Here is a 15162-nt window from a genome sequence, read left to right as displayed (position 1 = left end):
CTTTTCCTTTTTTATTCGGATGGATTTTATCTAATTCTGCTTTTAATGCTTCTTTATCAATGCCGTACTTCTCCATAAAGGCTTCTTTATCCTCAGTCGTTTTCATTTCGGTAATGACATCCGTTAGAGATGTGCCACTGATTGTACTAACTGCCGCTACTGTACTTAGCTTTTTAATCCCAATTTCGTTTTCTTCCATCAATGCTTTTGTTTCTGTTTCACTCTTATTCAAATAAGATGCTAGATTTTTCAATGCAACTTCTTTGTGTGCCCCTTTTCCTTTTTTATTCGGATGGATTTTATCTAATTCTGCTTTTAATGCTTCTTTATCAATGCCGTACTTCTCCATAAAGGCTTCTTTATCCTCAGTCGTTTTCATTTCGGTAATGACATCCGTTAGAGATGTGCCACTGATTGTACTAACCGCCGCTACTGTACTTAGCTTTTTAACCCCGATTTCGTTTTCTTCCATCAATGCTTTTGTTTCTGCTTCACTTTTATTCAAGTAAGAAGCTAGGTTCTTCAATGCTTCATCTTGCTTTTCACCGCGTTTAATTGAGTTTTGATCTTGTACCTCGACTTGGGAGCTGTTTATGGAATTGGATGAGTCGGCAAAAGTAATTGAAGTTCCTCCTATTACCATTCCTGCTACACCTAAACTGGTTACCAATGCAATGAATTTTTTCTTTACCATTTGTAATTCACATCCTTTGTTTGAATTGATACCAGTTTAATCTCTATTGATGACTTATTTATGACTCCATTATGATAAAACTCGGTAAATCAATAAGTGGATTGATTTACCAATTACATTAAGCTATTTTCCATGTATTTCTGATTTGGCGATAAAATCGGTCAATACTTCCTCTATCCCTAGAACCCAATCTAGCAATCTATTAAAGCTAGAACACCCACACATGAAGTCTGACGCTGTAAAAAGACGTACAGAAAGTTCTAGGTATGTCCCTAGACGGCATCTATGGCCCCAAAACTGCACGAGCTGTTACGCAGTTCCAAAGGGCGTTTGGTCTGACTGTAGATGGAATCGTAGGCAAACAAACACAGCAGGCACTAGCACATCCACCATATCGCGGTATATTGCGTCGTGGCAGCAAGGGCAATCTCGTCAAAGTCGTGCAACAGAAGCTAGGCGGTATCGCTGTAGATGGCGTTTTCGGTGCGAAGACGGAGTCGAAGGTGCGTGAGTTTCAAAAAGCACATGGATTAAAAGTAGATGGGATCGTGGGAAGGAATACGTGGGCTAGGTTGATTTAGTATTTGGATAGCAGAAAATTTTCTGCTATCCAAATACTGTTAATATCAAAAAAATAGAAATAATTTTTTTAATTCAAGTAATTTTTAATATCTGGAGCTTTTCCATCGTTTTCAAATCCATAGTTCAAATAGTCTAGTGTTTCAAACTCTGTACCCAATTTACTAACCACTTTAAAATGGAGAGTAAGTTCGGAATTAACGCTATATTCTTTAGTCAAGTCACCCTTAAATGGCCACTCGGCCAGCTCATCCCCTATGCTCTTAAATCCAAAGTAGGTTTGATTTTCTGCTTCATCATAGCGAATAGAGCTGATTTTATCTCTAAATTTAATATCACTTCCGATATCAAAACTTTTTAGATCATGAACTTCACTACTCTGTACTTCGTCATAAAATTCGCTAGCTAAATCGTTCATTGTAAATACTTTATTTTTGTTTTTATTTTGTTGTTCTTCTGTTTTATGTTCAATAGAAGGTTTTTTAAGTATAAATTCACCTGTTTCGTCGTATACAACTTCTGTTTTCGTATTATCTGGTTTTTCTCCTTCAAGTGATGGAGACATATTCATTTGTGAATCAAACTCCTTACGATATGGAGTGTTTTTCACTAAAATATTATTCCATGATTGTGAAGAATTCTGAACAAACCTAACAGTATAGTCACCATAGATTCCTGAATGCATGGTTACCCTTTGATTCGCAGTGACAGTTTTGGAAACTACGTCCTTACCAGAAGGGTTAGTTATAATAATAGACATTTTTCCTGGCCAATTGGTTGGGAAAGTTTCTGAATACGCATATATATCATATTTATAATTGTCCACATTAACGATATGTTTAACCGATGCCCCATTAGATCCTGTATTAAAATCAATATCCCCAGATTCTACAACATCTGCATAAGGACCTCTCCTAACCTCAGCACTTTTTTTATACCAGTAATTCCCTGCTTTTTGTATGACTGCCCATGCTGCAGAAGTCCATGGTACTTTGGCTTCAGCAGGTTCCGGCTCAAATGAACTGAATATCGAAGTAACAGTAAACGCACTTAAAAGTAAAACTACTGCTTTTTTCTTCATAAGAAACACCTCTTAATTTTTTTAATATAAAAAATTAATCATCAAGCTTATCCCTGATGTAAGCTGAGATAATTAAAGAAAAAATAACAATACTTGGTATACCGATGAAGCTTATATATGTTCCTGTTTTAATACTAACCGTAAATGCATTAAGTATAAACTTAAGGATCCAAAATAAAAATGATGTTAGACTTAAAAAGAAAACTACGGTAAGGAAATTCTTCAGTTTATACATAATTTAATATATCACCTCTTTTAAATGAAATATTCTAAAGTAATATTTATAATAAAAACAATATATACAAAATTTCATTGTGTCAAGTAAGGTGTTCTTCTCACAACTGTAGACCCATGTTTCATCTTTCTCAGTCGGGTCTGTCTTGTAGATCACTACGTCACAGACAAAGGTTTTCAATTTTTGCGTTCCTTTCTGTGATAGAATCAGACCAAACGCCCAAGGAGGTAACACGATGATATCCACCTTAGACGCTTTCTTATACGGGTACAAGCCCGCCTTTCTGATCAATCCCGAATACTCAAGTCTCTATGATAAATCGAATCTGGAAAAGTTAGATTCATATCCAACATTACCTGTCCAAGTTTATGACATGGATCAACACTTGTATTTCCAGACCGAGGAATTAAAGGAACATTTCAAAACTTCAACTCATGATGCCGATCCAAACTCGCCTAAGTTTCATTACAAATTAGGGTTAGCACTAGGCTTCCCACCAAAAGCGTGCAAGTTCTATTCTGCAACATTCGATGAGGATAAATCAGACAATCCTGAACGTGTAAGTATACATTTTTGCGGGATATCCTTTGTATCTCACATCACAGACATCAAGGACAATATTCAATGGATGTGGGATAACATACAAATCCCATCACAGTACATTGAGAAAACCAGAGTGTGTTATGACTTTCAATTTGACACATACAACACTCATCAACTAGATCAAGTACATAGTCACTTAGAAAGTGCGCTGGAAATCCAACGCACTTAACATCAACTATTGTGTAGCACCACATGAGCGACACTTATACTTACCTGTGTTCTCATCATAATACACAGTGTTTTTCTTACACGCTCCACATTTCATAATGCTACCCTTCCCCCTTTTCTACCATCTGGGGATGTGGTAAACTGGCAGCAGAGTATATTTTGCCGAACGCCCTGGTTAGCTGCCGTGGGCGTTTTTGTTTGCCTCATCCTTAACTACAATTTACACAATCGTGTAAATATCGTCAATAGCACATTGAAAAAATTTTCGTTTTTGTGTAAATTAGAGATGTTAGTGATTATTACGGGGGTGCATTTTAGTTGCCTTTAACATTCAAACCATTTCATATATGGTTTAATACTCATCATTCAACCAAAGAAAGAATGGACTTTATCAATGAAACTAAATTCGCGCCTCAAACTGCATCTAAGGTATGGAATGATCGTTTCCCTGTAAAATCAGATGTTATAGAGCGGATTTGTGAAACCTATAATTTGAAAATAGAAGAAGTCTGTGAATATAGGGAGGACAAGCAACATGAGTGAAGAACGCAAACCATACGGTGATGACCTAGTCTCACAAATAGTAGCAGCAGTAAAGACTAGTATGAAAAGCGAGTTTGATTCATTAAATCAACGTTTTGATAAAATCGAACAGGATATGCAATACATCAAACAAGCCATTGATGAATTGAAAGACGAGGTCAAAGATACCACCACAACTACTAACCACCTTGCTAGCGATATGTACAAAATGAAAATAAAGACAAAATAAAAGCCCCCGTCATGGAGGCTTTTTGCTATCTCAATGTGTATATAGCAATTTGGGAATATTTTCAGATGTGGCGGTTCAATCTGCTTTTGGAGGTCGTACCCCATTTGTCTCATCGCTCAAGTCGATTCTCCCCGATCCGTTCAATCTGATGTAGTTAGTATAACACGTCTAAAATCATCCAAGAAGAAAATATAAATAGTACTGTATAAGTGATAGCAAATGTTAAAATACTCCCCTTATTGTTTGGCTCAATTCGGTAATCGAGCCAAAAACGTAAACTTAAAAGTAGAAACATAATAGTTAGTAAATGATGACTTCGCTGTTCGCTATAGTCGAAAACAAAAGTATAAACCACTAACAAAATTGGAATCACACTGATATAATTAATAATCTTTCTTAGTCGAATCATTAACATAGCTCCTATTTCTTAAATATCAACTAGTGAATGGCTTGATATATAAGGATTTTGACTACCTGCCTAAAAACGATATGGGAACTGGAAATTAGTAAAACACAACATATAGTATGTCTTTAATTAGATGAAGAGGTTTGTTTTTTCCAATTACATCAAACGACTTATAGAAAATGACGGTCTACAACAGCTACCCTGTCACTACTCTTAAAAGACCACTCATTAATTATTCCATTTCTAGAACAAATTTTACTTTTTCATGAAACCTGTCTGGATTGTTCTTTTGAATGTTATTTAATACACTTTTAATCTGATATTGGACAATATCGGGAGATGATAAATATAGCTGTGGATAGATTTATCAATCACTAGACAAGCCGTTATTTCCATTGAAAAGTGTAAATACAATCCAAATAAAAACATAGTAGGGCAGTTTCACCTGCCCTACTATGATAACACTACCAATCTACTAAATTTTCAACTAGGAGTAGTGACCGGTGAAATAGTGAGCTAATTAGAAACTCAATTAAATATGATGTTTACTGTCCATATATATCTACCGTTTTTATAACCGTTTCGTCTCCGTTTGCATCACCATCTTCATGAATTGAATAAAATCGAACGTAACGTCCTGCTCGACCAATATCAAATCTTATAAAGCTTCCATCGTTGTAAACAGGTAAATCATCTACATATTCACCATCTACTTCGACTTTAAGTTTTGCTTTACTTTGGCTTCCTACTCCATCGTGAGCATAGACAATAACTTTGTCAATATATCTTGTTGCTCCTAAATCAGCTTGGTAGTATTTATAGATACCACATCTTCCCCCACCAATACAGATATCTGGCATTGAACTGAAAAGTAATACAGTGTTCGAGGCGCTCTCATTAGTTACTTCTGTTGAAGCTGCATTAACTTGATTTCCTATCGGGAAAAACAATCCAAAGATCATAGTAAATGTAAACATGAAAATGGAAATTTTTTTCATAGACAAAACCTCCTAAATTTTACATCAATTAAATTATATATCAAAATTAAAAATAATCAAACAAAATATAATATACCGGTTTCTGGTTCAAATGCAAAAACTAGGGAGAGAGGGAGCGAACGCCGATTTTGGTATCACCTATCCAGTGAACTACTCACCACCTACGCTAACGCTAAGAGGTAGGAGTATTCTCAGCTATATTGGATAAAATGACACCAGATGATTTTAGGTGATTGTCACCCTTGTTTTATAATCATGTCAATCCCTACGGGACCTTTAAAATAAATATGGATCAACGCATGCCCATTAAAAAGTTAAAGGTCTCCTAGGCTATTTAGATACGAAGAGGGTTTATCCCCTCTTTAGTGATTGATATAGAAACAAAATCGGCTGTATGATATGTATGCCTTGCAATTAGTTGAGATGACTAAGGAATGACAGCCATTTCTGTAGGTTCTTCTTCCACTTGAATGGTTGCAATAACAGCTTGTGTCTTTACATCGATGACTGTCAATGTACCATCATCTGCATTTCCCACATAAACCAATTGTCCATCGGATGTAACAGCTAAACGATTTATATCATTACCTGCACGAACAGTGGCGATAACAGTATGCGTTTTTACATCAATTACAGAAACGGTTTGCTCATTTGCATTTCCCACATAGACAAACTGACCATTCGGTGTAATAACTAAGCTTTCAGCACCATCTCCCACTTCCACAATGGCAATCAACGAATGAACCTTAATATCAATAACAAATACGCTAAATGCCTCTTCATCCGTTACATAAGCAAATTGACTATTCGGGGTAAATACAATACGTCCTACATTGATTCCTCCTGTAAGTTCTACTGTGCCAATCACCGATTGTGTTTTTATATCTACCACACTAATAGTAGCAGCATCCTCATTAATGACATAAACATATTTTCCATCTGGTGTAATGACTAATCTTTCCGGGTCCACTCCAACAAATATAGTGGCGATGACGACATTCTTTTTTGTATCAATCACTGAAACGGTTGGATCGTCATTCGGAATGTACAATAACTTACCATCAGGTGTAATGGCTATAATTTGTTGTCCTGTGAGGGTAAGCCCTACTTGGACAGTGGCGATCACACGGTTCGTTTTCACATCAATCACGGTAACAGTTTCTTCACTGGATACATAAGCGGTTTGTCCATCTGGTGTAATTTCAAGCGTTTTTGAAGTCTCACCAACCTCAATAGTAGCGATCACAATATGTTTTTTTGTATCAATCACTGAAACGGTATCTTCACCATTGTTCAACACATAAGCAAACTGTCCATTTGGACTAACCGCAATACTCCTTGGACTATTTCCGACCTGTATGGTAGAGATAACAGCATGCTTATTTATATCAATCACTGAAACACGCCCCAACACATCAGTTGGTCTTCGATTGACTACATAGAGTAAAGACATACGCAAACAACACCTTCCACATATTTGATTACAACCATGTTTATTCAAGTGAAATGATGAATATAAACCATACAGGCTCAAAATTGTTTACAAGGGTGTACTTTTAGGACACACTCCTGTATTGGCTTTTTCATAGTCCTTATACATATCAAAATCCTTTTGTGAACTACTCACCACCTACGCTAACGCTAAGAGGTGGGAGTATTCTCAGCTATATTAGATAAACATGAATGACTTGAGTTACCTAAATGGTTCCTCAAGTCATTTTCCATTTATTTCTTGTTTGGTGGTAAAATTGGTGGTTGCTCTCTCTACTCCTAGTAATGTATAGATGTCAATTTGAATTTGGACATCCAAACAAAGGACATAATTCGTTAAGAGCGCGTAAGAGTTTCATCGTCTTTGGAGTTGCAAAGTCCCTTATAGGGAGCGATAAGATCAGATTTGGATCGCTAGTGGATAAATACAAGCGGGGTGTTTTAATGGAGGGCAAATGACATAAATGAAAAGTAGCAACTTGAATAACAGGGTCTTTACTCCTAGGTTTTGCTACGGAAATATACTGTATAATCGGTTTCTTTTTTTTTGAAGTAGGTACATATTGAATACTTCCTCTTTTGGTTCTAGAAATTCGAACCGTAGTTCCGATCACAGAAAATGGATTCTCTAAACTAGGGCAAAAATACCACATATCAAATATAGGGTTGAATTCACAAGGGAAAACCGTACAAGTACATGCTCTATTCTCCTGAGAACATAACTTACAACATGGGCTACAATCGGATAAAATAGGTAATTTAGATTTTGGCTTCATTTGTATAGAAGGTTTTATTTTTACGGGTAGCGTACTTTCGAGTGTTCTTTGTTTAAAAAGCTGATTAAATGATTTTCCTAGACTCATCTAATACCCCTCCATTCTAATGATGTCATTTCACGATTTGTTAGAGCTCATTCATCGTGTATCATTATAGAATAGAAATTAGACTATTCTTATTTATCAAGTATCATTCTATCCATATATGCTATGCGTGCTGTTAGTGAGATCGGAAGTGTGGATAACTAGTATATTTGTGTATATTTTCTTTCTATAGGGGTCACGGTACATCGTCATCAAACTAAGAAAAAAGAATATACCCAAACGTCAAAAAACACTATTCTTTTCAATATGGTTTTTTTTGTACAGCACCTCGAAAAGGTACATTATGAAAAAAGTAGATTGAGTCAAAACCTATACAGTTTTTGTGACATGCTTCAAAACCGATTATGTTGTATTTTTGATGCTTATTATATTGTACAATATATATTGTAGTTTATATGTATAAAATCAAAGATTGGAGAGTAAATAATGAGAGATAAATTATTATTAATTGTAATGATTATAGGAATTTTGTCAGTTGGATGTTCTAATGAAGCAGAAGAGATGGAAAACATACATAAGACCGAGGGGGCTTCTATTCAAGGTTTTACACCAGATCAAATAGCAGTTCTCTATCAAAATGCTAAGGTGCAAAATAATCCACGTCGTCAGTTAGCATTAAGTACTTCTGATATTGAAAGTGACATCTTGAAAGGGTTGGAAGATCCAAAATTCGAAAAAGATTTCGGACCAAAAAAAGATACTCAATTAAGTTCTTCGTATAATCTAACTGAGTATAAGCTGAATGATAGTATTTTCTTTTATCAATTTGAGAATTTGGAGTCTGGATCTGATAGTGACCGTATTAAGGTTGTTAAAACACCTAAAGGATGGAAAATAGCAAGCCATGGGTATGACACCAAAAAGGAATTGAATAAACTGATAGAACAGAAGGGAACTTATTTTAAAGGTAATAACGTAGGACATGAGATCTATGAAGGGGATGTTGAATTATCAGACGAAGAAATCGAAAAAATAAAACAACACTCGATGGTAGCAACAATAATTAAGGACTATGCTGATCAACCTGTGTATCAAGATCTAATAAATAAAGCCAACGAAGAAGACAAAAAGGCAGATACGATTGCTAAAGAGAATCAAAAGAAGTATTACTCGCCTTCAGATGATGAGATTAACGGAGTTACCCGAGCGGAATTTGCAACGAAGGCTTTCAGAGCAGAACTAGACAAGAATTACCGTGAATTTGCAAAGTTTATAACCTCTGAATTGAAAACAAAATACACAAAGGAAAAAGAAAATAGTTGGAGAAAAATTGACTGGAATAGTAGTGGAGAGGAAGAAGAAGGTCTTATTACAGTTGTCCAAGAGGCAGAAGGTAAGAATGATAACTTTTTCTACAAAGTGACTCGTGCCTACTGGGATACAAACATTTATGAAGTGAGCAAATCAAATTCTAATTGGATTGTTGTTGAGGATTATACTGGATGGGATAAGATTCAGGAGAAAGTAGAAATCAAAGAACTAGTCTATGATTGGAATGGTGATAAGATCAAATGATAGGAATAGAAAAAATCGCCTTTGATTCAAAAATAAAGGCGATTTTTTTGATGTCAAAATAAATACGAGCATGTATTTATCAATATCTTGATGCTAGTCACTTATTAGGGGTAGAGGGAGCGAAGAACAAATTTGGTGCCACCAATCTTGCTCTTCGCTCCCTCTACCCCTAATAAGATTTTTGGAACAGAACTTTTCCTAGTGTGACCAAAATCACACCATTATAATATCTAAATTGCTATATTATTTTATAACAATCAGTTTTTATAAATTAATATAGGAGGCAATGAAAATGAAAAAAACATGGATAGTGCTATTTACACTGGGTTTAATTTTTAGTATAGGATTTACAAACAACGCAAGTGCAGCATCTTCAGGAGAAAAGGTAATTATCAAAGAGTTTAAGAATGCGAACGAGCAATTTTCTTCTAATCAAGCACAAGTACAATCTATCGATAAAAGTGCATGTTCCATAGCGAAGTTGAGAGCAAATTTTGCATCATCTATGTCAGTAGATACTTATAATTACTGTTTAACAACAAATGAATGGAAAAATAATTTAAAATTCAGTATCAAATTACAGGATCATTTTGATATTTTAGAGAAGAAGACAGTCGAATATGATGTTAGGATGACTGATCAGACTCATCTATATACTATGCTGCAAGGTCAAACGAGGACAATTAATACAACTATTGAAAATAGTGGATCGACTATATTTAAAACAAATGCTGGTCTTAATGTGGGGCTTTCTGAAAAGATTAATCTTAGTTTTGGAGCAGAGTTCCAAAAAACAGGAGCATGGAGTAAAAGAACGGAAACTACCGAGACTTTCACAGGGCCAGTAGAAGGTTTTCAAGTTCGTGATTATTATAGTGCAACCGGATATGATTTAGTTAAAGTTACTCACAGAAGAAAAAATGTTATGTTTTATAACGATATACATGGGAAGTATACTATAGCATTTAAGGTTTTACAAAACCCAGAAGTAACATATGTTGAAAAACCCAAGCAAGTGATGTTTTATATTGATAGAAATCCTATTAAATAACAAACAAAAGCATCCATCAGGGTGCTTTTGTTGTGTGAGCCACATAAATGAGTAGACTCAGCAAACATGTCACGAAGCGTAATTTAGTTTAACCTTTTTCCGTATCTGGTGTTTAAGAAACTAGTGAACTACTCACCACTAAAAGTGGTTGAGCTTCTCGCTTCATCTGGCGTAGCATCCTACACCCATCCACGAAGGCACATTCCATGCCCTAATATACGTGTCAATCACGTTTGGTGACACTAGTGCTGGGTTTATGCCGTCATGGAGGCTTTTATTTTTGTTTATTTTCTACTCAATGCGATTTTGCGATACAAATCAAAAACATCTCTACATTTAGATTTCCAAATCGTATTATGAACAGCTGGCTTTTGACATTGTGCCTCTATTTTTTTCATAAGCTCACCTAGTCTTTGATTACGTTCTTCTATATCCAATACTTTCATAATCATTTCATACTCTGTCACAAATAAGCTTATATCGCAATTATCTTCACATTCATACAATAAAACCACACCTTTATTTGAGATAAAGGAAGCAACGACCAAATTTGCCGCCAAACAGGATTTACATGAAAAATGGCTTTTTCCTATATTGTTCTCATCAATATACATTTTCTTGAGGTTAAACATCCTATAACAAGCATACCGAATTAAAGTCAACCCAGCGCCTTTCTAAGAGATATTATCGTATTCCAAATACCAAACCTATTGCCTGATGCTCTTCATATCAACTTTCTTACTTGGAACAATCGTACTAATTACGTGTTTAAATAAGACTTGTTGCTTCCCGTCCGCATCCAACATCACTGAATATGTATCAAATCCGATAACCTTGCCCTTATACTGAAAGCCATTTGTCAAAAACACTGTACACAGTATCCTCTTATTCTTCAGCTCTCTCAAAAATGCTTCTTGGATGTTGACCGCTTGCTTAATCATCTACTGCTACCTCCTAAAGAGTCGAATCGTTACTCGCAATCAAATTCAAGTTTCCTCTAGCTTCGGGATCATCAAACCATCCTCCAATAAGCTGAGGGAAGAACATCTCACAAGATTCTTCAAAAGAGATAACAATTCCTTTATAAAATGTGCAATATAAACAGTATATGCAAAGCATACGGAGACCGTTCCCCAATAAAAAACAGAGAAAAAGAACTAAAATATTGTAACTAAAGCCCTAAAAAACCGGAAAAAATTAGAAAGCAGTCCAATTATATTTGTTTATAGTGACAGAGGGTGGGACAGGGAACGTATGTTTAGAATACTTATAATGACACACTCTGGGACATCATAATTGGCTCTTTAAGCGTTGGACTACAGACTTTGAAAAACCTGTGATTTCAGCTAACTTCCGTATGCTCGCAGTTGGATTAGTTTCAATCGCTTCATGTAATAGATCGACCTTGCTTTGTGTCTTAGCTCGCTCGTTTGCTTCATACTCCGTTCTAGATTTCACACCAGCTTCACGACGCTTCTCGCGTACTAGCTCAGTGTTACGGTTCTGACGTATCACATCATCAATTAGGAAACGCATCTGCTGTCGTTCTTCACTGGTGATATCCAATTTGCGTATGATAGTTGAAGCTTTTTCAGGTTTAATCAGATCTCGTGCCAATCCATACATAGTGTACTTATTATCGCTGAATGCCTTGAAGAAAGTGGATGCGTCTTTATGTGCTGACTTGGCTGTTTCTTGGACTTCCTTAATTAGCAGTGGTTCATTGAATTTTTCGTTGAGCTGTCTAGCGAAAACAATGGTAGATTTTTGTTCTTTAACAATTAAAGCAATCGTGAAGCAGTATGTATATAAACAAGTATTCCGATAGCCGACCATCTGACCACTACGCAATGTCACAAGTAACTCCAGATCATCTTTCTTTTTTGTATTCAAACTGTAAAGGTCCACAAGCCCCTTCGCAGGTGGTAACGTGACGACTTCACGTTTCTTCTTACGCCTAGACTTCTTGATCTTTTCAACTGGCGTGCAATAGCTGTATAAGGTAGACAATTCATATTCAATGTTATTCCAAATATCCACGGTAGCTCGCACTTGGTTCTTCTGGTTAATCGTATTCGGAAAGCGTAAAACCCTTGTGGGGTCAGTCGTTTGTGTATCCGCTCCAAGAAAACCAAGCTTCATCGTATATTGTGCCGTAATATATCGGCTCATCCAGACCATTTGTGGTGATGCTCCGCCTTCTATACCGTAAATTAATTGAAGCCCACGGCCACTACCTATGACCAAGTTTGGCTCTGGCAATATCCGATCTAGCACCAAGGCTTGTACCTCGTCAGTTGCTTCTGCCAGTGTTGCACCCATTTTGTAGATATCGAGATCCAGACCTATGTTGCGGATCTGTTTTAAAGCGGTCTCCTTTCGGCTACCATACTTAAATGCGTTCAAGCTGAGATACATATCACTCTCATGCTTACTCTCGGCGTGTGTGAGCATCTTCTGTATGTCATTTAGCCCCCAGTAACGCTGAAACCCACCGGGCATCTCTAAAGTAGCCACAAACCCCGTTTTCTTCCGCTCCGACAGATAGCAGTCGTGCCACAACTCAAGTTCAAGCTGTTTTGCTTGCACTAATGTAGACATTTTTTCCTTCTCCCTGACCTACAGGGCGTCGCTCGGTTCTGTTCACCATTATTCTATCTATTTTCCGATATTTCCCCTGTTGACCGTATTCCGAGAAATAGATACAATGATAGTGTAAATTCAATCGAACATTTCTGGCTGTAACTGTTGGTAGCAGTTGCAACCTTCGAGCGACCTGCCCTACAGGTCGTTTTTTATTTTATCCGTTGTATTTTATTTTCTGATTTATTTTTCTGAAAGATTGTTTACTAGCTTCAATTCTACCAGTTATTGCACATTCCGACAACATAATTGGTAGAATTAGTTTGTCCATAGATATAAAGTAAGAAAGGACACCCAGACAGTGTCCTTTCTTACTTTATATCTCGACTAATATAGAAATTAAATCTCATAATTTGGGAGAGCACGGTTAAATAGTTTAAAAATATAGATTATTTGCCCTCTATGATGAGCCTCATGATCAAGTAAATCAAGGAGAACTTCAAAAAATGGTGTTGGAGCTCCATCTATCGGAATTTCAATATCCAGAAAATCATCTTGAAGAAATAGTAATCTATCCCTAGTTCGATTCGTTACTGAATGGATAATATCCACGAGTTGCATTCTATTAATGGGATTCTCTAGTGAAGGGATCGTCAGAGGATCATTGATTCCCTTAACTCTCTGGAACATTTCAATTTCCCAATTAAGAATATGCAATATCTGTTCCTTGAAACTATATTGATCCTTTAAATCGAGTTCAACCATTTCATCTGTAGCACATTCTAAATATGAAATGGTTCTCTTACGTGTTCGTAACCATTGTTTATAATAAATATCAAATACTTTGCACATTTATTATATCTCCTATTTATATTGAACTTATTTTTTTATTTATAAACCCAGCAACTATTAACATTAGACACATTACCCAGCTGTATGTTACTATGCTTATAAAGTTGCTGAGGATCATAAATAGAGACAGACCAAATACATATCCTAACTTAGTAAATGTTCCCAAAAAAGCAAAGACTCTACCACGATGACTATCTTTTGTGTTGTGCATAATACTTGATTCAAACGATATATTTAATAGACCTTGAGGAATATTCATGATCAGAATAAACAATAAGAATAACCAGAACGAATCCATAGAAAATGCTATACCTAATAATATGCCATACAGAGTTATAAAAATCAAACAAAAGTTTCCTAGTTTTCTATTATTTTCAAGCATATCCTGTTTTATAAGCTTCTTCGAAAAGAATCCCAATGCTATATAACCCAATGCTGTTGCTGTATATCCATAAGCAATTCCCGTATCACCCATTGAAAAGCTAACAAGAATCACGGTATTGAACATAATATTGACAGCACCTAAAACAAAATCTCTAATACCATTTAATAGGAATGTGCTTTTTAACAAGGTTGAATCCCTTACAAACTTGTATCCCTCTTTCAATTCCTTTAGATATGAAGAATTGAACCTTTTTGGTGTATCTTGACTATCATCTCCCTTAGAAGCTTTAATTAATAAAACCAATAAAGCTGATATTAAGTACATTATAGATGCAATAATTAATACATTATATGATCCAATGTAGCTAAGAATGATTCCGCCTATTGCTGTTGATACAGCCATTGTGACATTGAAGCTGATTAATAAAATATTATTTGCAGATACAATTTCATCTTTTCTTGTAATCTGTGGAATAAAAGCTGATCTTGTAGGAATAAATATAGCAGAGAATATATTTGTTATCAATATAATAGTTAGGATAAGAAATAGATTTTCCGTATACATTACACATACAAGAAGAAGCCCTAATAGAAAACGAATAAAGTCAAGAAAAATGATCAGATTACGTTTATTGAATCTATCTATAAAGGGACCAGAAATAAAAGAAATAAATATTTGTGGTACAATAGCAAGTATAAACAATAATCCGGTTGCATTTGCATTCTGGGTTAAATGATAAATAAATCCAATTAAAGATACGGTCTTGATCCAATCACCAAATACAGAAAAAAGTTGACCTAAATACAGATACCGAAAATCTTTATTTTGCGTAAGTAACATATTGACCTCCACCTATAAACCTCTACTT

General features: G+C 35.6%; 17 protein-coding genes. 6 read left to right on the top strand and 11 right to left on the bottom strand.

Translation table 11 applies throughout. From position 1 onward, the window contains the following. Positions 1-694: hypothetical protein (locus IC619_RS15530; protein ID WP_213260963.1), on the bottom strand; the 694-nt coding region annotated here is incomplete at its 3' end. 266 nt (positions 695-960) lie between these two features. On the opposite strand from IC619_RS15530, the gene IC619_RS17140 reads away from it, so the two are divergent. Then, positions 961-1275: a peptidoglycan-binding domain-containing protein gene (locus tag IC619_RS17140; protein WP_191141158.1), complete on the top strand. Its 315-nt coding sequence runs from the start codon at positions 961-963 to the stop codon at positions 1273-1275. A 68-nt stretch (positions 1276-1343) separates the two neighbouring features. On the opposite strand, the gene IC619_RS15520 is transcribed toward IC619_RS17140, so the two are convergent. Further along, entirely contained in the window at positions 1344-2354 is a 1011-nt protein-coding gene (locus IC619_RS15520) for a hypothetical protein (protein WP_191141156.1), read from the bottom strand. Between the two features lie 470 nt (positions 2355-2824). Here IC619_RS15520 and IC619_RS15515 point away from each other — a divergent pair, with 470 nt between their 5' ends. The 3 genes from IC619_RS15515 (at position 2825) to IC619_RS15505 (ending at position 4132) form a co-directional block, all read left to right on the top strand. After that, on the top strand, positions 2825-3361 hold the full coding sequence (locus tag IC619_RS15515; RefSeq protein ID WP_191141155.1) for a hypothetical protein: 537 nt from the start codon (positions 2825-2827) through the stop codon (positions 3359-3361). Between the two features lie 380 nt (positions 3362-3741). Next, entirely contained in the window at positions 3742-3903 is a 162-nt protein-coding gene (locus tag IC619_RS17420; RefSeq protein ID WP_430624117.1) for a helix-turn-helix domain-containing protein, read from the top strand. Then, positions 3896-4132 (top strand): hypothetical protein, encoded by a 237-nt coding sequence (locus IC619_RS15505; protein WP_191141153.1) that lies wholly within the window; start codon positions 3896-3898, stop codon positions 4130-4132. Before IC619_RS17420 ends, IC619_RS15505 begins: the two co-directional genes overlap by 8 nt. A 154-nt stretch (positions 4133-4286) precedes the next feature. Here IC619_RS15505 and IC619_RS15500 read toward each other — a convergent pair whose 3' ends face one another. The 4 genes from IC619_RS15500 to IC619_RS15485 all read right to left on the bottom strand — a co-directional run bounded on the left by IC619_RS15500 (position 4287) and on the right by IC619_RS15485 (position 7890). Continuing rightward, a complete protein-coding gene (locus IC619_RS15500) occupies positions 4287-4541 on the bottom strand; it encodes a hypothetical protein (protein ID WP_191141152.1) in 255 nt (84 codons plus the stop codon). A gap of 542 nt (positions 4542-5083) precedes the next feature. Next, entirely contained in the window at positions 5084-5536 is a 453-nt protein-coding gene (locus tag IC619_RS15495) for a hypothetical protein (protein WP_191141151.1), read from the bottom strand. 427 nt (positions 5537-5963) lie between these two features. Next, a complete protein-coding gene (locus IC619_RS15490) occupies positions 5964-6989 on the bottom strand; it encodes a cytochrome D1 domain-containing protein (protein ID WP_191141150.1) in 1026 nt (341 codons plus the stop codon). Positions 6990-7323: 334 nt separating this feature from the next. Continuing rightward, positions 7324-7890, bottom strand: coding sequence for a hypothetical protein (locus IC619_RS15485; protein WP_191141149.1), 567 nt, complete (start codon positions 7888-7890; stop codon positions 7324-7326). Positions 7891-8334: 444 nt separating this feature from the next. Here IC619_RS15485 and IC619_RS15480 point away from each other — a divergent pair, with 444 nt between their 5' ends. Together IC619_RS15480 and IC619_RS15475 are read left to right on the top strand one after the other, a co-directional pair. Next, positions 8335-9423 (top strand): hypothetical protein, encoded by a 1089-nt coding sequence (locus tag IC619_RS15480; RefSeq protein WP_191141148.1) that lies wholly within the window; start codon positions 8335-8337, stop codon positions 9421-9423. A 292-nt stretch (positions 9424-9715) separates the two neighbouring features. Then, positions 9716-10474, top strand: a complete 759-nt coding sequence (locus IC619_RS15475; RefSeq protein ID WP_191141147.1) for a hypothetical protein — start codon at positions 9716-9718, stop codon at positions 10472-10474. 284 nt (positions 10475-10758) lie between these two features. Here IC619_RS15475 and IC619_RS15470 read toward each other — a convergent pair whose 3' ends face one another. The 5 genes from IC619_RS15470 to IC619_RS15450 all read right to left on the bottom strand — a co-directional run bounded on the left by IC619_RS15470 (position 10759) and on the right by IC619_RS15450 (position 15134). Beyond that, on the bottom strand, positions 10759-11136 hold the full coding sequence (locus tag IC619_RS15470; RefSeq protein WP_191141146.1) for a hypothetical protein: 378 nt from the start codon (positions 11134-11136) through the stop codon (positions 10759-10761). 45 nt (positions 11137-11181) lie between these two features. Beyond that, positions 11182-11415, bottom strand: a complete 234-nt coding sequence (hfq, locus tag IC619_RS15465; RefSeq protein ID WP_191141145.1) for an RNA chaperone Hfq — start codon at positions 11413-11415, stop codon at positions 11182-11184. A 349-nt stretch (positions 11416-11764) separates the two neighbouring features. Next, positions 11765-13075, bottom strand: coding sequence for an AsnC family protein (locus IC619_RS15460; protein ID WP_213260960.1), 1311 nt, complete (start codon positions 13073-13075; stop codon positions 11765-11767). 381 nt (positions 13076-13456) lie between these two features. Next, the gene (locus IC619_RS15455) at positions 13457-13909 is read right to left on the bottom strand and encodes a DinB family protein (RefSeq protein WP_191141186.1); all 453 of its coding nucleotides are present in this window, start codon (positions 13907-13909) and stop codon (positions 13457-13459) included. Between the two features lie 16 nt (positions 13910-13925). Further along, positions 13926-15134: an MFS transporter gene (locus IC619_RS15450; RefSeq protein ID WP_191141187.1), complete on the bottom strand. Its 1209-nt coding sequence runs from the start codon at positions 15132-15134 to the stop codon at positions 13926-13928. Positions 15135-15162: the final 28 nt, after the last annotated feature.

Origin of the sequence: Polycladospora coralii (genome assembly GCF_014773435.2) — a bacterium.
GTDB lineage: Bacteria > Bacillota > Bacilli > Thermoactinomycetales > Thermoactinomycetaceae > Polycladospora > Polycladospora coralii.
Note: the sequence above shows the minus strand (reverse complement) of the source record. Positions and strands in the feature narration are given on the sequence as shown.